This window comes from Methyloversatilis sp. (assembly GCF_965284615.1).
GTDB lineage: Bacteria > Pseudomonadota > Gammaproteobacteria > Burkholderiales > Rhodocyclaceae > Methyloversatilis.
In genome coordinates this window covers 2,703,795-2,721,450 of the sequence record NZ_OZ260098.1, presented here as the reverse complement: position 1 = coordinate 2,721,450, position 17,656 = coordinate 2,703,795, and the positions used below count along the sequence as shown (strand labels likewise).

Annotated in this window: 19 protein-coding genes and 1 tRNA gene; 6 read left to right on the top strand and 14 right to left on the bottom strand. The window is 66.7% G+C overall.

All coding sequences use genetic code 11. The annotated features are described in order from the left end of the window. Nucleotides 1-4: 4 nt before the first annotated feature. From ACQ66H_RS12955 to mtnA, 3 genes are all read right to left on the bottom strand, one after another. The gene (locus tag ACQ66H_RS12955; RefSeq protein WP_430434369.1) at nucleotides 5-1,567 is read right to left on the bottom strand and encodes an ATP-binding protein; all 1,563 of its coding nucleotides are present in this window, start codon (nucleotides 1,565-1,567) and stop codon (nucleotides 5-7) included. A 114-nt stretch (nucleotides 1,568-1,681) separates the two neighbouring features. After that, complete coding sequence (locus tag ACQ66H_RS12950) at nucleotides 1,682-2,311, bottom strand: class II aldolase/adducin family protein (protein ID WP_430434368.1); 630 nt, start codon at nucleotides 2,309-2,311, stop codon at nucleotides 1,682-1,684. A gap of 179 nt (nucleotides 2,312-2,490) precedes the next feature. After that, on the bottom strand, nucleotides 2,491-3,531 hold the full coding sequence (gene mtnA, locus ACQ66H_RS12945) for an S-methyl-5-thioribose-1-phosphate isomerase (protein ID WP_430434367.1): 1,041 nt from the start codon (nucleotides 3,529-3,531) through the stop codon (nucleotides 2,491-2,493). Between the two features lie 66 nt (nucleotides 3,532-3,597). On the opposite strand from mtnA, the gene ACQ66H_RS12940 reads away from it, so the two are divergent. After that, the gene (locus ACQ66H_RS12940) at nucleotides 3,598-4,764 is read left to right on the top strand and encodes a methionine aminotransferase (protein ID WP_430434366.1); all 1,167 of its coding nucleotides are present in this window, start codon (nucleotides 3,598-3,600) and stop codon (nucleotides 4,762-4,764) included. An 8-nt stretch (nucleotides 4,765-4,772) separates the two neighbouring features. Next, nucleotides 4,773-4,997 carry an RNA-binding S4 domain-containing protein gene (locus ACQ66H_RS12935; RefSeq protein WP_430434365.1) on the top strand — a complete coding sequence of 75 codons (225 nt, stop codon included), beginning with the start codon at nucleotides 4,773-4,775 and terminating at the stop codon, nucleotides 4,995-4,997. 141 nt (nucleotides 4,998-5,138) lie between these two features. Here the strand turns inward: ACQ66H_RS12935 and hpnE are convergent, their stop codons facing one another. From hpnE to hpnC, 3 genes are read right to left on the bottom strand one after another with little or no spacing between them, the layout of a single operon-like run. Beyond that, nucleotides 5,139-6,398, bottom strand: coding sequence for a hydroxysqualene dehydroxylase HpnE (gene hpnE, locus ACQ66H_RS12930; RefSeq protein WP_430434364.1), 1,260 nt, complete (start codon nucleotides 6,396-6,398; stop codon nucleotides 5,139-5,141). Continuing rightward, on the bottom strand, nucleotides 6,395-7,228 hold the full coding sequence (hpnD, locus tag ACQ66H_RS12925; protein WP_304003795.1) for a presqualene diphosphate synthase HpnD: 834 nt from the start codon (nucleotides 7,226-7,228) through the stop codon (nucleotides 6,395-6,397). Before hpnD ends, hpnE begins: the two co-directional genes overlap by 4 nt. After that, nucleotides 7,225-8,058, bottom strand: coding sequence for a squalene synthase HpnC (gene hpnC / locus ACQ66H_RS12920; protein WP_430434363.1), 834 nt, complete (start codon nucleotides 8,056-8,058; stop codon nucleotides 7,225-7,227). Before hpnC ends, hpnD begins: the two co-directional genes overlap by 4 nt. A 45-nt stretch (nucleotides 8,059-8,103) precedes the next feature. On the opposite strand from hpnC, the gene ACQ66H_RS12915 reads away from it, so the two are divergent. Beyond that, nucleotides 8,104-8,188 (top strand) — tRNA-Leu (locus tag ACQ66H_RS12915). Between the two features lie 12 nt (nucleotides 8,189-8,200). Here ACQ66H_RS12915 and ACQ66H_RS12910 read toward each other — a convergent pair. The 5 genes from ACQ66H_RS12910 to ACQ66H_RS12890 form a co-directional block, all read right to left on the bottom strand. Then, entirely contained in the window at nucleotides 8,201-8,827 is a 627-nt protein-coding gene (locus ACQ66H_RS12910; protein ID WP_430434362.1) for an SAM-dependent methyltransferase, read from the bottom strand. Beyond that, a complete protein-coding gene (ribA, locus tag ACQ66H_RS12905; RefSeq protein WP_430434361.1) occupies nucleotides 8,827-9,510 on the bottom strand; it encodes a GTP cyclohydrolase II in 684 nt (227 codons plus the stop codon). Before ribA ends, ACQ66H_RS12910 begins: the two co-directional genes overlap by 1 nt. Nucleotides 9,511-9,598: 88 nt before the next feature. Then, entirely contained in the window at nucleotides 9,599-10,318 is a 720-nt protein-coding gene (locus ACQ66H_RS12900) for an LrgB family protein (protein ID WP_430434360.1), read from the bottom strand. Continuing rightward, nucleotides 10,315-10,653: a CidA/LrgA family protein gene (locus ACQ66H_RS12895; RefSeq protein ID WP_020165008.1), complete on the bottom strand. Its 339-nt coding sequence runs from the start codon at nucleotides 10,651-10,653 to the stop codon at nucleotides 10,315-10,317. The genes ACQ66H_RS12900 and ACQ66H_RS12895 overlap by 4 nt, the downstream gene beginning before the upstream one ends. A gap of 109 nt (nucleotides 10,654-10,762) precedes the next feature. After that, complete coding sequence (locus ACQ66H_RS12890; RefSeq protein ID WP_304008301.1) at nucleotides 10,763-11,791, bottom strand: Fe(3+) ABC transporter substrate-binding protein; 1,029 nt, start codon at nucleotides 11,789-11,791, stop codon at nucleotides 10,763-10,765. A gap of 113 nt (nucleotides 11,792-11,904) precedes the next feature. Here ACQ66H_RS12890 and ACQ66H_RS12885 point away from each other — a divergent pair, with 113 nt between their 5' ends. Further along, nucleotides 11,905-12,255, top strand: coding sequence for a DUF2325 domain-containing protein (locus ACQ66H_RS12885; protein ID WP_296812111.1), 351 nt, complete (start codon nucleotides 11,905-11,907; stop codon nucleotides 12,253-12,255). Between the two features lie 15 nt (nucleotides 12,256-12,270). Here the strand turns inward: ACQ66H_RS12885 and ACQ66H_RS12880 are convergent, their stop codons facing one another. Continuing rightward, nucleotides 12,271-12,825 carry a C40 family peptidase gene (locus ACQ66H_RS12880; protein WP_430435631.1) on the bottom strand — a complete coding sequence of 185 codons (555 nt, stop codon included), beginning with the start codon at nucleotides 12,823-12,825 and terminating at the stop codon, nucleotides 12,271-12,273. Nucleotides 12,826-12,974: 149 nt separating this feature from the next. Here ACQ66H_RS12880 and ACQ66H_RS12875 point away from each other — a divergent pair, with 149 nt between their 5' ends. Further along, the gene (locus ACQ66H_RS12875) at nucleotides 12,975-14,159 is read left to right on the top strand and encodes a GGDEF domain-containing response regulator (RefSeq protein WP_430434359.1); all 1,185 of its coding nucleotides are present in this window, start codon (nucleotides 12,975-12,977) and stop codon (nucleotides 14,157-14,159) included. Between the two features lie 71 nt (nucleotides 14,160-14,230). Further along, nucleotides 14,231-16,120 (top strand): propionate--CoA ligase, encoded by a 1,890-nt coding sequence (locus ACQ66H_RS12870; protein ID WP_430434358.1) that lies wholly within the window; start codon nucleotides 14,231-14,233, stop codon nucleotides 16,118-16,120. Between the two features lie 62 nt (nucleotides 16,121-16,182). Here the strand turns inward: ACQ66H_RS12870 and ACQ66H_RS12865 are convergent, their stop codons facing one another. Both ACQ66H_RS12865 and ACQ66H_RS12860 read right to left on the bottom strand, forming a co-directional pair. Beyond that, entirely contained in the window at nucleotides 16,183-17,040 is an 858-nt protein-coding gene (locus ACQ66H_RS12865) for a D-hexose-6-phosphate mutarotase (RefSeq protein WP_430434357.1), read from the bottom strand. 50 nt (nucleotides 17,041-17,090) lie between these two features. Further along, nucleotides 17,091-17,522, bottom strand: a complete 432-nt coding sequence (locus ACQ66H_RS12860) for a DUF1841 family protein (RefSeq protein WP_430434356.1) — start codon at nucleotides 17,520-17,522, stop codon at nucleotides 17,091-17,093. Nucleotides 17,523-17,656 lie beyond the last annotated feature (134 nt).

Below are 17,656 nucleotides of genomic sequence, written 5' to 3'. Positions count from 1 at the left end.
CCTGTCAACCGTCGCGCGCCAGCGTGCAGCGCAAGCCGAAGGCCTCAAGCATGTGGGAGGCGACTTCAGCGTTGACCGGGCTGTCCTCGACCAGCAGCACGCTGCCGGACAGTCGCGGCAAGGTGGGCAGCGACAGGCTGTTCTGCGCTTCCTCGATGCCGGTCGATACCACCTTGCACGGCAGCGACAGTGTGAAGGTGGAGCCGATGCCCTGGGCGCTGCGCAGCGTGACCGAGCCGCCGAGCATTTCGGCCAGCTGACGCGAAATCGCCAGACCGAGGCCTGTGCCGCCGAAGCGGCGCGAGGCGGTGTTGTCGGCCTGGGCGAAGGCGTCGAAGATGCGTGCCTGGTCGTCGTGCGCGATGCCGATGCCGGTATCGCGCACTGACATGACCATGCGCACCGAACCGCTGGTCGGGCGGTCGTGCAGCATCAGGTCGTCGTCCATCGAGTGCGCGCGCAGCGTGACGAACACGCCGCCGTGGTCGGTGAACTTGATGGCGTTGCCGATCAGGTTGACGGCGATCTGGCGCAGGCGACCGGGGTCGCCCTCGATGCGGCCGGGTACCGCGTCGTTGACGTCGAGTGCCAGCGTCAGGTTCTTTTCGCGTGCCTGCGCGCCGAGCAGTTCGGTCACTTCGCGCAGCGTGCGCCGCGGGTCGAATTCGCTGCGCACGAGATCGAAGCGGCCGGCTTCGATCTTCGACAGATCGAGAATGTCGTTCAGCAGATCGAGCAGGTTTTCGCCCGAGCGGTAAAGCGTTTCCAGGTAGCGCCGCTGCTCGCCGTTCAGTTCGCTGCGCAGCAGCAGCTGCGCCATGCCCAGCACGCCATTCATCGGCGTGCGGATTTCGTGGCTCATGTTCGCCAGGAACTGGCTCTTCGCCTGGTTGGCCTGTTCGGCGTTCTCCTTCGCCTCCTCGTTTTCCTGCGCCACCTTGGCGTGGTGCAGGCGCAGCCGGATGAACTCGGCGGTGTTGCGCTGGAAGCGACGGGCGTTGACGACGGCGATCATCAGGAACAGCAGGATGAAGCCGCCCAGCACCTCGCGCTCGGGCTCGGGCGAGCGCAGATAGAAATAAGCGGTGGGGAGCAGTGTGGGCAGCGCCATGCACAGATAGGCCTTCCACATGCCGGTCAGCGAGAACAGCCCTACAGCGGATACGGCCACCAGACAGAGCGGCACGACCATTTCGTAGGGATGTCCCGGCGGCGGCATCAGGAACACGCCGAGCGACCCCCAGGCGGAGCCGGCGGCGAGCACGCCGAGCATGAACAGCCACTTCCAGATCAGCGTCTCGTTGATGCCTGGCGACACATGGCGCCAGGCCAGGATGAGACCGTAACGACCGACGTTCACGACCACCATCGCCACCAGCCAGATGCTGAGTGCACGCGGATCGACAATGTTGTGCAGCACGCCCCAGATCAGGCTGGCCAGCACGATGGCCATCAGCAGCGTGAAGGGCGTCAGCCGGTAGGCGAGCGCCACCAGTTCCGCCTCGACCTGGCGTTCCGTGCCTTCATTGCGCGGTGTGGTGCCGTGTGACAGAAGAGTGGTGGGCATGACCGGCTCAGCTCTTAGGGCAGTCGGCCGCGAGGCCCGATGAGAAGGAGTAGTTCCGGTTCACGACTGTGGGCACGGTTTCTTTAACCGGCAGGCCGTGATGCGGCGCCGCATTCACTGTCCGTAGCTCCCGAACTTGACCAGCACGCGCGCCATTTCGGCGTCGTCGATCAGCTGCGGCGTGCCGATCTGCAGTGTCCGCCAGTACTGTTCGCACAGGGTTTCGAATTCGACCGCCAGCGCGACCGCCTGCGCCAGGTCGTGGCCGAACACCAGCATGCCGTGGTTGGCCATCAGGCAGGCACAGCGACCGTCGAGTGCGTCGATCACCGCGTCGGACAGCGCCTGTTCGCCGAAGGTGGCGTAGCGCGCGCAGCGCACCGTGGCGCCACCGAAGCGCGCAATCATGTAGTGGAAGGGCGGAATGTCTGCACCGACGCAGGCGAGCGCGGTGGCGAAGGGGGCGTGCGTGTGCACGACCGCACCGGCTTCGGGCCGCGCGCGATAGATGTCGCGATGGATGCGCCATTCCGAGGACGGCTTGAGCCGGCCTGCGAAACCGCCGTCCTGGTCGACCAGAACCATGTCGTCCGGCGTGCACGCATCCGGTTCGAGTCCGCTCGGTGTGATCAGGAATGCGGTGCCGCGGCGCGCGCTGACATTGCCAGCCGCACCGCGGTTCAGTCCGCACGCTTCCAACCGGCGAGCCGCAGAGTGCACGTCGGCGCCGCTGACCTCAGTCATCAGGGTGTGCCCCTGTATTGTGGAGTGCCGCCGATTATCCCCAACACGCCGCGGATTACAAGCGTGTCCGTGTTAAAGGTTAACGAAACGTCAGTGGTTTCCCCACGTCGTCGGCCGGAAATCCTTTACAGATAAGGGTTTCAGTTTTCTCGAAACAACATTAACTTCTGTGGATGAAGTCAGACCGAGAACTGTTTCGGCGTCTGCCCGGCCACGCAGTCGATCGGGCCGCGTTCGGTCACGATGGCGCTCACCAGTGCGACCGGCGTCACGTCGAAGGCCGGATTGGCGACAGCGCGGTCGGCGTCGAGCACCGTGACGCCGCCCTCGGCGCCGCGCACCACGCGCACCTCGTCGCCGCTACGTTCCTCGATCGGAATCGCGTCGCCGTCGGCACAGCCCAGATCTATGGTTGACCACGGCGCAGCGACCCAGAAGGGCAGCGCATGCGCGCGTGCCGCCAGCGCCTTCAGATAGCTGCCCACCTTGTTCGCAGTGTCGCCATTCGCCGCGATACGGTCGGCGCCGATCACCACCGCGTCAACGCGGCCTTCGCGCATCAGCTGACCGGCGGCGTTGTCGGCGATCACGGTGTGCGGCACGCCAGCGCGCGCCAGTTCCCAGGCGGTCAGCAGGCCCTGATTGCGCGGCCGCGTTTCCGACACCCAGACGTGGATGTCCAGCCCGGCCTGCTGCGCCAGATAGATACCGGACAGCGCAGTGCCCCAGCCGGTGGTGGCCAGCCAGCCGGCGTTGCAGTGGGTCATCAGATCGATGCGGCCGGATGCCGGCAGCGCGCGGATCAGCGCCAGCGTGTGCTCGCCGATGGCGCGGTTGGCAGCGCGGTCCTCGTCGCAGATCGCCAGCGCCTCGTGCCAGGCTGCTTCGGCGCGCGCGGACGGCGCCAGAGGCAGCACCGCGCGTGCGACCCGGTCCAGCGCCCAGGCCAGATTGACCGCGGTCGGTCGGGTGGCGGCCAGCGTGCGTCGGGCGGCGTCGAGCGCGGCGTCGTCGGCCGCCTCACGCAGCGCCAGCGCCAGACCGAAGGCGCCGATGGCGCCGATCAGCGGCGCACCGCGCACCTGCATCGAGGCGATTGCGTGGGCCGCCTGCGCAGCGGTGGCGATGCGCAGTTCGTGTTCGGCGAAGGGCAGTCGGGTCTGGTCGAGGATGTGGAGAACATCGTTGTCGATGCGCAGCGGGCTGGGGGTGTCGGTCATGGAGCGGGGCGGGCATACCGTATTGCATCGGGGCCTGAAGCATAATCCGCCCTCCAAGCCAGAGCGATGTCTGCCATGCAGGATTACAGCGGCTGCGTGCCGTCCAAGCTGCCCGACGTGGGCACCACGATATTCACCGTCATTTCGCGCGAAGCCGCCGAACTGGGCGCGTTGAACCTGTCGCAGGGCTTTCCCGACTTCACTGCGGGGCCGGAACTGTTCGATGCAGTGGCGCGGCATATGCACGCCGGCCACAACCAGTATTCGCCGATGGCCGGCCAGCCGGCGCTGCGCGCAGCGGTGTCCGCCAAGATGGCCGCGGCGTATGGCGCGCAGTACGACCCGGAGACCGAAATCACCATCACCGCCGGCGCCACTCAGGCCGTCTACACCGCGATCACCGCGCTGGCCGGGCCAGGCGACGAGGTGATCATTTTCGAGCCGGCCTTCGACAGCTATCTGCCGGGCATCCGGCTGGCGGGTGCGACGCCGGTATTCATCCGGCTGGAGGCGCCGCACTTCCTGCCGGACTGGGACGCGGTGGCGCGCGCGATCACGCCGCGTACCCGGCTCATCATCACCAACACGCCGCACAACCCGACCGGCGCCGCCTGGTCGCTCGACGACCAGCGCCGGCTGGCCGCGCTGTGCGACGGTCGCGACATCCTGGTCATTTCGGACGAGGTGTACGAACACATCATGTTCGACGGCCGCGAACACGCCAGCGCCTGCCGCGTGCCGGAACTGGCGGCGCGCACGCTGCTGGTGTCCAGCTTCGGCAAGACCTTCCATGTGACTGGCTGGAAGGTCGGCTTCGTCTGCGCGCCGCCGTCGCTGACCGCCGAATTCCGCCGCGTGCACCAGTTCAACGTGTTCGCCGTGAACACGCCCTGCCAGCTCGGCCTGGCTGACTACATGGCCGACGCTTCGCGCTATCTCGACCTCGGCGCCTTCTACCAGAAGAAGCGCGATGACTTCCGTGCCCGCATGGCCGCTTCACGCTTCGAACTGCTGGACTGCGCCGGCACCTATTTCCAGCTCGCCCGCTACGACGCGATCAGCGACGAGCCGGACGCCGTGTTCGTACGCCGGCTGATGCGCGAAGCAGGCGTGGCCACCATACCGGTGTCCGCCTTCCACCACGATGGCTTCGACGCGAAGCTCATCCGTTTCTGCTTCGCCAAGAGCGAAGCGCTCATTGCACAGGCCTGCGAGCGCCTGTGCGCCTATTGAAAGCTGCAATGGAAAACGTCGATTTCGAATTGCGGGGCGAATACGTCGCCCTGTGCGACCTGCTGAAGATTGCCGGTGTCGTCACGAGTGGCGGCGAGGGCAAGGCCCGCGTCAACGCCGGCGGCGTGATGGTGGACGGCCAGCCGGAATCGCGTCGCACCGCGAAGATCCGCGCTGGTCAGGTGGTGGAGTGCGATGGCGTGCGGATCAAGGTGCGCGGCACGGCCGAGTAATGGCTGGTTCTTGTGCGGGCGAGCTCTGCTCGCGATACGGCGCCTGAATACCCGGTGGCTGCGGACACCGGCCGCATCGCGAGCAGAGCTCGCTCCCACGATGGCGACGCTGGCGACGCGCAAATTGCGACCAATGCGCGCTTACGATGCGAGTCTGCATGCCGCAGCCAGACCGCTGCGAACGGCGGCTTCCAGCGTGGCCGGATAGTCGGCGACGAGGTAGTCGCCTGCGATCGCGATGCGGCTGTCGCGCGGCTGTTCGATCGCGGCACGTCCCGGCGTGCAGCGGAAGGTGGCGCGGCGTTCGCTGATCGTGCGTACCCACAGCGGATCGGACAGCGCGGGGAACTGGCTGCGCAGCGCGGCCAGTACGGTGCGTTCCGTCTCTTCCCGCGTGCCGCCGGCGGCGGATACGACACCGGCCAGCAGGCCGGGCGGACCGCCGAGCTGGCCGCGGTCGAATACCCAGTGCGGTTCGCCGGCGACGAAGCCGGTCATCGCTGTGGGCAGACGCGTGCGGGCGTCGAAGGCGGCATAGACGGTGGTGATGGCTTCGTACGCCAGCGCCGCGACCTGTTGCGCGATGTGCTGCATGCCGAGCAGGTCGCCCAGCAGCGCCGGCAGCTGATGCGGGCTGCAGGCGAACACGACGCGGTCGAAGCTTGGCGCACTGTCGCCGCAGTCGATGGCGAAACCATCGGCCTGCTCGCGCACGGTACGTACGCGCGTTCCGGTGTTCACCGATGCCCCGTGCGCGCGCAGCCAGAACAGGGCCGGCTCGGGCAGCAGACTGCCGAGGTCGGCGCGCGGCAGCAGCAGGTCGGCCGCGCCCGGCGGCCCCATCAGGCTGTCGGTCAGCACGCGCGCGAACACGCGGGCGCTGGACTGTTCGATCGAGGTGTTCAGCGCGGCGACGCACAGCGGCGCCCAAAGGTGCCGGGTCGCGCCGTCGGTCTGCGCCGTGCGGGTGAGCAGGGCGGCCACGGTCTCGTCGGCCGGCGGCGCGCGGCGTATCGCGCGCATCAGTTGCAGCACGGCCAGACGATCGCGCCAGCTCATGCCGCGGGCACGCAGGAAGGCGAGGGCGACGCTGGCGCGTCCACTGCCGTGCGCGCGCAGCGAAAAGCCGTCGTCAAATTGGAGCGCCAGCGGCAGTCGCTGCAGCAGCGCGTCGGGGTCGGCGCCGACGGCACGCATCAGCGCCAGCGTTTCGCTGTAGGCGCCGATCAGGATGTGCTGGCCGTTGTCGAGCGGCAGACCGTCCATGTACACGGTGCGCGCGCGACCGCCGACCTGGGGAGCGGCCTCGAACACCGTCGGCTGAAGCCCGCGGCGTACGCAGTTGACCGCGCAGGCCAGGCCGGCCCAGCCGCCACCGACGATGGCGACCGTGGTGCTCAACTTTTCAGCCAGGTTTTCCACGCCAGCCACAGCTTGCGCAGCGGCGTCAGCGCGATGCGCCGGTCAAGCACGCGGCAGCCGTCACGCTCGATCTCGTCGAGCAGCGTGCGGTAGATCGCGGCCATCACCAGCCCAGGGCGCTGCGCCGCGCGGTCCTGCTTCGGCAGTGCGGCCATCGCCTGTTCGTAGTACTGGCGGGCGCGGGCGATCTGGAATTCCATCAGCTGACGGAATTCGTCGCTGTAGCGTGCGTTCAGGATGTCGGCGGCGCGCACGTTGAAGCGCTGCAGTTCCTCGACCGGCAGGTAGATGCGACCGCGTCGCGCGTCCTCGCCGACGTCGCGGATGATGTTGGTGAGCTGAAAGGCGATGCCCAGGTCGTGCGCATACTTCTGCGTGTCGCGGTGGGTCGAGCCGAAGATCTGCGAGGCGAGCAGACCGACCACCGACGCGACGCGGTAGCAATAGAGCTGCAGCCCTTTGAAGTCGAGATAGCGCGACTGGTCGAGATCCATTTCCATGCCGTCGATGATTTCGAGCAGCTGTTCGCGCGGCAGGCCGTAGTCGCGGATGGCCGGCAGCAGCGCCAGGCAGACCGGATGCTCGGGCGTACCGTCGAAGCAGGCGTCGATCTGCGTGCGCCACCAAGCGAGCTGGGTGCGCGCGATGCCGACGTCCTCGGTTTCGTCGACCACGTCGTCAACCTCGCGGCAGAAGGCGTACAGCGCGGTGATCGCACGCCGGCGCGGCGGCGGCAGGAAGAGGAAGCTGTAATAGAAGGACGAACCGCTCTTCGCGGCGCGGTCCTGACAGTATTCGTCGGGGGTCATCGGTAGGTGAGGGCCTTGAGGGCTATCAGCGGCCAGTCGGTTCGGCCCAGTTTCGGGCGGCGGCGGAAGACATCGTAATCGACCTGTTCGATGCGCTGCAAAATGCGCAGCCCGCCCTGCACGACAAGGCGCAATTCCCAGCCCAGTCGACCGGGCAGGCGGCGTGCCAGCGGCATGCCGGAACGCATCAGCGCGCGGGCGTCATCGACGAGTTGTTTCATCATGGCGCGGAAAGCGTCGTCGCAGCGCGCGTTGCGCAGATGCGCTTCGGTGACGCCGAAGCGCGCCATCGTGTCGAGCGGAATGTAGATGCGGCCGGGCGGCAGGCCGTCGGCGTTCTTGCCGATGTCGATGGCGACGTCCTGCCAGTGGTTGATCAGCTGCAGCGCGCTGCAGATCGCGTCGGACTGAGTGAGGCTTTCCGCGTCATCGACCTTGTAAAGGCAGAGCAGCAGCCGGCCGATCGGGTCGGCCGAGCGGCGGCAGTAGTCGCGCAGTTCGGTGTCGTTTGCGTAGCGGGTTTTCACCACGTCCTGCGCGAATGCGTCGAGCAGGTCGCGGAAGAGCGGCAGCGGCAACGACCATGCGCGCACGGCGCGGGCCAGCCGGGCGTGGATCGGGTCGTCCGGCACGCCGCCGTTTTCAATGACGCGCAACTGTTCGCGACACAGTTCGAGCGCGGTCAGTCGCGCTTCCGGGGCGGCCTCGCCCTCGTCGGCGATGTCGTCCGCATTGCGGGCGAACCAGTAGATGGCCGCGACCGGCTCGCGCAGCGCGGGCGGCATCAGGCGGGAGGCGACCGGGAAGTTTTCGTAGTGTTCGACCGACATGGGGCGCCGAGTATACCGGGGGCGGGTGTACAATCCGCGCCGCGTGCCCAGGTGGCGAAATTGGTAGACGCACTGGATTTAGGTTCCAGCGCCGCAAGGCGTGGAGGTTCGAGTCCTCTCCTGGGCACCAGCCTGCGCTTGTTCAGCCGGGTTTTCTCGCCACCATCCCCACCAGTGCCGACTGTCCGCGATGCGCGGAGCCTTCGTCGAGCACGTCCTCGTACTCGTCCAGCCGTTCGATGTCGAAGTCGCCGAAGGCTTCGCGCAGCATTGCGGCGGTGTACAGGTTCTCGATGGCCGACGGCCCGCCGGTGCGGTAATCGAGCTGCTTCGGCGTATAGCCCTGCAGCACGATGCGACCGCCCGGGCGCAGCGTGCGCTTCAGGTTTTCGAACAGCCGGGTGCGTTCGTCGGGTGCCGCAAACTGGATGAAGATGGCCACCACAAGGTCGAAGGCTTCATCCGGATAGGTCCAGTTCAGCGCGTCGGCCAGCGCGAAATCGACCCGTACGCCGCGCGCGGCAGCCAGCGCTTCGGCCTTGTCGAGCGCAACCGGCGACAGTTCGGTCGCCGTCACGTCCAGCCCCTGTTCGGTCAGCCAGACCGCGTTGCGGCCTTCGCCATCGGCGACGCTGAGCGCGCGCTGTCCTGCACGGAGCACGCCGGCCTGTGCCGCGAGGAAGCGGTTCGGTGCGGTGCCGAACAGATAGGCCTCGCCGACGGCGCGGTACTTGTCGGACCAGAAGTCCTGCGCGTCGGCGTGGCTCATCAGTCTTGGATGTGGCCCATACGCTGGGCCTTGGTCGCGAGGTAGCGATGATTCATCGGGTTGGCTCCGACGTGCAGCGGAATGCGCTCGACCACCTCGACGCCTTCGCTCTCCAGCGCCCGCACTTTCAGTGGGTTGTTGGTGAGCAGCCGTGCCTGACGGATGCCGAGGCTGCGCACGATGTGCGCGGCGTAGCGGTAATCGCGTGCGTCGTCCTCGAAACCCAGCATACGGTTGGCGTCCACCGTGTCGGCGCCGCTGTCCTGCAGCGCGTAGGCGCGGATCTTGTTGATCAGGCCGATGCCGCGCCCCTCCTGACGCAGGTAGACCAGCGCGCCACGGCCTTCGGCAGCAATCGCGCGCAGCGACGCTTCGAGCTGGGGACCACAATCGCAACGCAGGCTGAACAACGTGTCGCCGGTCAGGCATTCGGAGTGCAGGCGCAACATGACCGGGGCGCCGTCGTTGAAGTCGCCCAGCGTCAGTGCAACGTGTTCGAGCCCGGTCTTCGGGTCGGCGTAGCCGTGCAGCGTGAAGTCGGCCCAACGGGTGGGCAGCCGGCAGACGATGTCCGACGGAGCGGTCGCGTGGGCGGTGGCGTCGGCCGGGTGGCGGCCGGCGGTGTCGCCTTCCGGCAGGTGGCCGATGGCGCGGTACTTCTTTTCACTGGGTTGCGTGCTCATCTGCTGCTTTGTGTTGGGGCCTGAAGCGGAGTGCGGGAGCAGGCCAAGGGGCGTAAGTATGGCCCATGTTGTGCTCGGGGCGGCACGGTCAGCTTAACCAGCGGGCGATCAGCGGCACGACAATCGCCGTGACGACACCATTCAATCCCATTGCAAGCGCGGAGAAGGCGCCGGCCGTCTCGCCGAGCTGAAAGGCGCGCGCGGTGCCGATGCCGTGGGCGCTCATGCCGATGGCGAAGCCGGTCACCGCCGGGTCACGGGTGCCGGTGGCCTTCAGCAGGGCCGGGCCGATGACGGCGCCGACGATGCCGGTCAGGATGACCAGAATGGCGGTCAGCGAGGGCAGGCCGCCGATCTTTTCCGAAATGCCCATGGCGATCGGCGTGGTGACCGATTTCGGCGCCAGCGACAGCAGCGTACGCGGCTCGGCACCGAGCGCCTGCGCGATCCACCATACGGACAGCACCGACACCACCGACCCGGCCAGCAGCGCCAGCATGGACGGGCCGAACAGCTGCTTCAGCCGCGGTAGCTGGGCGTAAAGCGGAACAGCCAGGGCAACCGTGGCCGGGCCGAGCAGGAAGTGCACGAACTGGGCGCCGTCGAAATAGATGGCGTAGGGCGTGCCGGTCAGCGTGAGCAGGGCGACGATGAGGGCGATTGCCAGGGCGACGGGATTGGCCAGCGGGTGTGAGCCGAGCTTGAGGTAGAGCGCATGCGCCGCCTGGTAGGCCAGCAGCGTCAGCGTGAGGCCGAGCAGCGGGCTGGCCGCCAGATAGACCCAAAGCTCGCGGATTTCGCCCGTCATCGACCACGCGCTCCGAGGCGCAGCACGGCAGCGGTGAGCAGCAGCGTGATCGCGCAGCTCAGCACGACGGCGGTCAATGTCGGCAGCCATTCGCGGGCGAGCAGGCTGGCGTGCACCATGATGCCGGCGCCGGCCGGTACGAACAGCAGCGACAGGTGCTGCAGCAAGGTGTTGGCCGTTTCGCGCAGCGGTGCCGGGGTGTCGCCACGGATCATCAGGGCGGCGAACAGCAGCGCCATGCCGACCACCGGGCCGGGCACCGGCAGCCCCAGCCACTGGACCAGCACTTCCCCGATCAGCTGGAGCACCAGCAGCAGGGTGAGCGACGCGAGCATGACGACCTCCGGCCTTGATACATGACCGGATTCTACGGCGTCCGCGGATGTGAAAAGGCCCCAGTCCTTGCGGTACCGGGGCCTTCGCTGACGGGCTTCGATCGCCGGTTCAGCGATAGCCGGCGCGGTCGAACACCTTCTGCGCTTGGGCCGTTGTGCGGGCCAGTTCGCCGACGTTCAGCGTGTCGGCCTTGAAGTTGCCCAGCGACTTCAGTTCCGGGTTGGACACCACCGCCGACTTCACCACCGGCCACTCGTTGTTGCCGTTGGCGAAATAGGCCTGGGCTTCGTCCGAGGCGAGGTATTCCAGGAACTTGACCGCGGCGTCCTTGTTCGGCGCCGTCTTCAGCATGCCGCCGCCGGAAATGTTGATGTGGGTGCCGAAGCTGGACTGGTTGGGCCACACGACGCCGACCTTCTCCATCATCGAGCGGTCTTCCGCCTTGCCCGAGCGCAGCAGGCGCACCAGATAGTAGGTGTTTGACACGGCCACGTCGCACTCGCCGGCCGCTACCGCCTTGATCTGGTCGGTGTCGCCGCCCTTCGGGGCGCGTGCGAAGTTGGCGACCACGCCGCGTGCCCACTCTTCGGTCTTCGCCTCGCCCCAGTGCTGGATCAGCGCAGCGCCCAGCGACACGTTGTAAGGGTGGGCGCCGGAGCGCGAACAGAGCTTGCCCTTCAGCGCCGGCTTGGCCAGGTCCTCGTAGTTGGCGACGTCGGCCGACTTCAGCTTCATCTTGTTGTAGATGATGACGCGGGCGCGGGTCGAGAACGCGAACCAGTTGTTCTCCGGGTCACGCAGGTGGGCCGGGATGCGCTCTTCGAGCACAGCGGACTTCACCGGCGCGAACAGGCCGAGCGCGTCGGCCTGGGCCAGGCGCGAGGCGTCAACGGTGATGAACACGTCGGCCGGGCTGTTGGCGCCTTCGTTGCGGATGCGCTCGACCAGTTCGTCTTCCTTGCCTTCGATGCGGTTGATCTTGATGCCGGTCTGGCGCGTGAAGTTCGAGTACAGCGCTTCGTCCGTCTGATAGTGACGGGCCGAGTAGAGGTTCAGCACCTTTTCCTGCGCAAGCGCCGGGGTCAGCGCGAAGGCGGCGGTCAGCGCCGTTGCGAGGCGGATGAGTCGGGATTTCATGGTCGCTCCAGGAGATACGGTCGCAAGGTTCGTGCGCGAATCAGTGCGTCACGATGCGGCCGGAAATTAGCAGAAGCAATTCGCAATTGCAAAGCATTCGCAATTGCGCTACCGTGAATGCGAATCGTTCTCAAAAGGATGTTCGCATGGACGCTGTTCTGGTCGGGGCTGATCGCCTCGGCAACATTCCCGAGGTGCTGGCCGAGTTCGGCCTGAAGATCCGTCATCACATCACCGGTCGCGATCCCAAGCACCAGCGGCAGGCGCAGCGCCTGCCCGGAGGGACCGACGTGGTGATCCTGTTTACCGACTTTCTCGGCCACAACGTGATGAAAGCCTATCGTGACGCGGCACGCGACAGCGGCGTGCCGGTGGTGGCCTGCCGTCGATCGGTGTGTGCGTTGAAAACGGCGCTGGAGGGGTGCGGCGCGGTCAAGTGCGCAGCGTGTCCCCGCGCGAAGTAAACCGGCCGGAAGGAATCAGCGCAGCGAAATGCTGCCGCCCTGATCGACGTCGATCCGGCGTGCGCCGTTGAAGCGCTTGGCCCAGTAGCGGCCGGTCATGTCGTCAACGCGCACGCCGCCGCCGCGCGAATTGGCGTGCATGAACTTGTTGTCGCCAAGGTAGATGCCGACGTGCGAGAAGGAGCGGCGCAGCGTGTTGAAGAACACCAGGTCGCCCGGCTGCAGTTCGTCCTTCGGAATCGTTTCGCCGACCCGTGCCATTTCGACCGCGGTGCGCGGCAGCAGCACGCCCAGCGCATCGGAAAACACGTGGCGCACGAAACCGCTGCAGTCGAAGCCGCTCTGCGGCGTGTTGCCGCCGAAGCGATAGCGGATGCCGAGCAGGGACAGGCCGTTGTCGATCAGGTCGGTCACCGCATCGGCTGCGGCGTTGGCGTGCTCGATCACGCGCTCGCCGGAGAACGGACCGTAGAGCGTCGTGAATACGCCGCTTTCCGGTGCCGCAGCGGGCTCGGCCCGAACGGCGGGGGAGGCGAGAAGTGCGCACGCAGAAGCGGCGCACAACCACATCCGGAGAAGGGATATTCGGAGCATGGGGCCGGAATATACCGACGCAACCCCCATCTGCCAAGTTTTCCGACACCGCCAACATGTTGCGCGACAGCGCGCCGGCTTCCCCTACAATCGCGGGTCCGACCATCCCAGCCGACGCGCGGCCCATGAGTGATTCCCCGCCCAGCGATGATGTGATGCACGCCAAGGTGCTCGTCGTTGACGACTCGCGCATGGTGCGCGCGTCCATCATCAAGCGCATCCGCGACCGCTTCGAGTGTCGCGAGGAGGCCGACGGCGAAGCCGGCTGGGCGACTTTGCTGGTCGATGACTCGATCCAGGTCGTGCTGTCCGATCTGAGCATGCCGCACCTCGATGGCTACGGCTTGCTCGAACGCATCCGCGCCTCGCACATCCAGCGCATCGCCGACATTCCGGTGATCATGATTTCCGGCGACGAGGACGACGCTGCACGTGAGCGTGCGCGGGCGCTCGGCGCTACCGACTTCATCACCAAGGGCATCGGCACGGTCGAACTGCTGTCGCGTATCGAATCCGCCAGCCGGCTGAGCAAGACCTCCCGTGAACTCGCCGACAGCCGCGAGGCGCTGGCCGCGGCCTCGCCGATCGACCCGGATTCGGGCATGGCGACGCCGCAGTACATGGAAATCCACGGCGCGCAGCTGATGTCGGCAGCGGCGCGCTACCACGGTCAGGTCAGCGTGCTGATCGTCGGCATCGACAACTTCGGCGAGATCACCCGCAACTTCGGGCGTCACGTGACCGATCTGATCATGCGCAAGCTGGCCAAGGTGCTGGCGACCAAGGTGCGCAAGGAAGACACCTTCTCGCAGATCGGCGACGGCCAGTTCGCCATCATCACGCCCGACATCAGCCTGCAGAGCGCGGAACAGTTCGCCAACCGGATGCGTAGCGTGATCGGTGCGACGGCCATGCAGTATCGCGGCCAGACGCTGCGCATCAGTCTGAATATCGGCGTCGCGAACAGTCTGGCCGATCAGGCCGAATCGGTGTCGCAGATGCTCGGCCTGGCGGTGGCGCGTGCCGATCTGGCGCACCGCGAGGGCGGCAACGCGGTACGCAGCACCGGCGGCGAGCCGCAGAAATTCGCGTGGACGGCTGGCATCGTCAGCATCGAGCGCGCGCTGCTGCTGATAAAGTCGGGCGCACAGGCCGAAATCGAGCCGCAACTGCCGGCGCTGATCTACCGGCTGCTGCCGCTGCTCGAATTGATCGGAGTCAAGTACGACTGCAACATTCCGCTCGACTGCTTGCGCGAGCACGCAGCCGAAGCCGATACTTCGCTCCTCGGCAAGCAGCAGCCACGCTAGCTTGGCAAGCGGAAACACAATAACAAGATCAATCAGGTCAATTCACAGTGGTGCGGGGTTGGAGGAGTTGAATGTCAGCAAGCAAGGAGTTCCGTGCCCGCTCTATCGCCAAACGCGATGAGTTCTGGGCCGAGCAGGCCGGTCTGATCGACTGGCAGGCGCCGCCGCAGCAGATCTGCGATTTTTCCCGTCCGCCTTTTGCCAAGTGGTTCGTCGGCGGTACCACCAATCTGTGTCACAACGCGGTCAACCGTCATGCCGCGCAGCGTCCGGACGCGCCAGCGCTGATTTTCGTGTTGACCGAGACCGACACGGAGAAGACCTACACCTTCGCCGAACTGCAGCGCGAGGTCGAGCGCACGGCGGCCATCCTGCAGTCGCTCGGCGTGGGCCGCGGCGACCGCGTGCTGATCTACATGCCGATGATTGCCGAGGCCGCTTTCGCGATGCTGGCGTGCGCGCGCATCGGCGCCATCCACTCGGTGGTATTCGGTGGTTTCGCCGCCGGTTCACTGGCCACGCGCATCGATGACGCGAAGCCCAGGGTGATCGTGTCGGCCGAGGCCGGCATGCGGGGCGGCAAGGTCGTGCCCTACAAGCATCTGCTGGACGAGGCCTGCTCGCTGGCCGAGCACCCGCCGGAAAAGGTGCTCATGGTCGATCGCGGGCTGGAGAAGGACTTCCCGCGCACCGCCGGCCGCGACGTCGATTACGCGACGCTGCGCGCGCAGCACATGGATGCCCGCGTGCCCTGCGTCTGGCTGGAGTCGAGTGAGCCGTCCTACATCCTGTACACCTCGGGCACCACCGGCAAGCCGAAGGGCGTGCAGCGCGACACCGGCGGCTACGCGGTCGCGCTGGCCGCGTCGATGAAGCACATCTACTGCGGCAACCCGGGCGAAACGATGTTCACGACCTCGGACATCGGCTGGGTCGTCGGTCACTCCTACATCATCTACGGCCCGCTGATTGCCGGCATGGCGACACTGATGTACGAAGGCACGCCGCTGCGCCCTGATCCCGGCATCTGGTGGAGCCTGGTCGAGAAGTACAAGGTGACGGTCATGTTCTCGGCACCGACCGCCGCGCGCGTGCTGAAAAAGCAGGATCCCGCCTACCTGAAGAAGCACGACCTGTCGTCGCTGCGCCACATCTTCCTCGCTGGCGAACCGCTGGACGAGCCGACGCACGAATGGCTGATGACGGCGCTCGACAAGCCGGTCATCGACAACTATTGGCAGACCGAAACCGGCTGGCCCATCCTGTGCGAACTGCCGGGCGTCGAGAAAACGCCGATCCAGCTCGGTTCGCCGGGGGCGCCGGTGTATGGCTACGACCTGCGCATCTTCCGCGAGGACGGCAGCGAATGCGGCCCGAACGAGAAGGGCATCGTCGGCATCGTGCCGCCGCTGCCGCCCGGTTGCCTGTCCACCGTCTGGGGCGACGACGAACGTTTCGTGCGCACCTATTTCTCGCTGTTCAAGTCGCCGCTGGTCTATTCGTCCTTCGACTGGGGCATCCGTGACGAGGCCGGGTATCACAAGATCCTCGGCCGCACCGACGACGTGATCAACGTGGCCGGGCACCGCCTGGGTACGCGCGAGATCGAGGAAGCCATCCAGGCGCATTCGGCCATTGCCGAGGTTGCCGTGGTCGGCGTCGCCGATGCGCTGAAGGGTCAGATGCCGCTGGCGTTTGCGGTGGTGAAGGACCCGGCCCGGACCGCAACTGCGGAAGACCGCGCCAAGCTGGAGAAGGAAGTGATGCAGACCGTGGACGGCCTGCTCGGTGCGATCGCGCGCCCGGGCCGGGTCGTGTTCGTGACTGGCCTGCCCAAGACCCGTTCCGGCAAGATGCTGCGCCGTTCCATCCAGGCGATTGCGGAAGGACGCGACCCGGGTGATCTGACCACGCTGGACGATCCGACAACGCTGGATCAGGTGCGCCAGGCGCTCGGCTGAGCCGCTGCGTTACGCAAAAAGGGCACCCGCGGGTGCCCTTTTTCTTTCCGTTGTCTTTCCCGTCAGGCGGCGACGATGGTGTGACGACCGCTCCAGTGTTCGCCGGCGGCCAGCGTCTGCGGGCGCTCGGCGATGGCCGGCTCGATGCAGATCATGCGGCGGAAATCGAGGTCGGGCATGTCGTTCAGCGCCCGGCACTTGTGTTCCCACGGGTTCCAAACGACCAGATCCGGGAATCCTTCGCTCTGGAAACCGAAGGCCCGCGCGCCATCGTGCAGCACCACGGTATCCGGCGCCCGACGGTAGAGGCGATCGACCTCGTCCTCGACGATGAGTGCGTCCAGCCGGTCGTCCTTCGCCTTGTCGCCGTCGGTGGCATCCAGGTAACGCGTATTGCGCAGGCCTTCCAGACGGCAGTTCTCGACCTCGGCGACGCGCAGATAGCTGTGCAATGCGGCGGCAAAGTCGAAGGCGGTGGCGCCGGTGTTCTCGACCGAAAGTTCGAGGTCGAGCCGGTTGCCGCCGATCACCACGGTCAGTTCGAGCGCAAAAGCGTGCGGCCATACCGCGCGCGTTGTTTCATCGTCGGTCAGGCGCAGCGTCGCGATGGCGAAGTCCTTCGATACGCGGGTCTGATCGACCTGCCAGACGAGGGTGCGCGCGAAACCGTGGCGCGGGCCGCTGCCGCGCTCGGCGAACTGAGGAAAGATCACCGGGATGCCGCCGCGCAGCGCGCTGCGGCCGTCGAAGCGCGCCTGCGGCGACAGATACAGCCTCTCCTTGCCGCCGGTCGGCACCCAGGACAGCACCTGCGCACCGAACAGGCTGACCACGCAGGTGGCGCCGTCGGGTGCGCGCAGTTCGAGCGCAGGCTGACCATGAAAGTCTATGGTGTTAACAGAAGCGTCGGTCGAGGTCATTGCGGGCGGCGACAGGGAAAGAGGGCGCACATGTTAGCGCCTGCGGCGCTTCAGTCGTCCAGTCCGGCCCGTACACAGGCCACGTAGGCGGCGCCGTCGGGCGGCTGGCGATCACGCTGTGCGCGCCAGATGCTTTCGCCGAGGCAGTCCAGCACACGGTGCAGCGCCTCGTGTTCGTCGCCCAGCTTCGCGCGCTGGGCCTCGAAGGCTGCGCGTATGCCCGGCGGCTGGTCGATCGCCAGCTGTTCCTCGATCGCCAGGTGCAGCGACAGGTGCAGAAAGGGGTTGGTTTCGCCCAGCTCAGGCGGGTACTCACGTGTCAGTGCGCGTTCGCCCTGATCGAGCAGCGCGTGGTACTCCGGATGGCGGGCCATCAGGGTCAGTGCCAGCGTCTCCATCTGCGTCAGCGGCTGGTTGCCGCCGCGCTTGGCCCAGGTGTCGATGAAGAACTGGCGGGCCTGGTCGCGGGAGGGGTTGAACATGGTGCGAAAAGCAGTCTGATACGGGCGGCTATTGCACCACAGCCAGGGATTTACCGCCGGATTAGTACATTTGCATTATTCTTCAGCTTCATCGTCCCGTGTAGCGTCGCTGTCTCCGGCGGCGCGTCGGCATG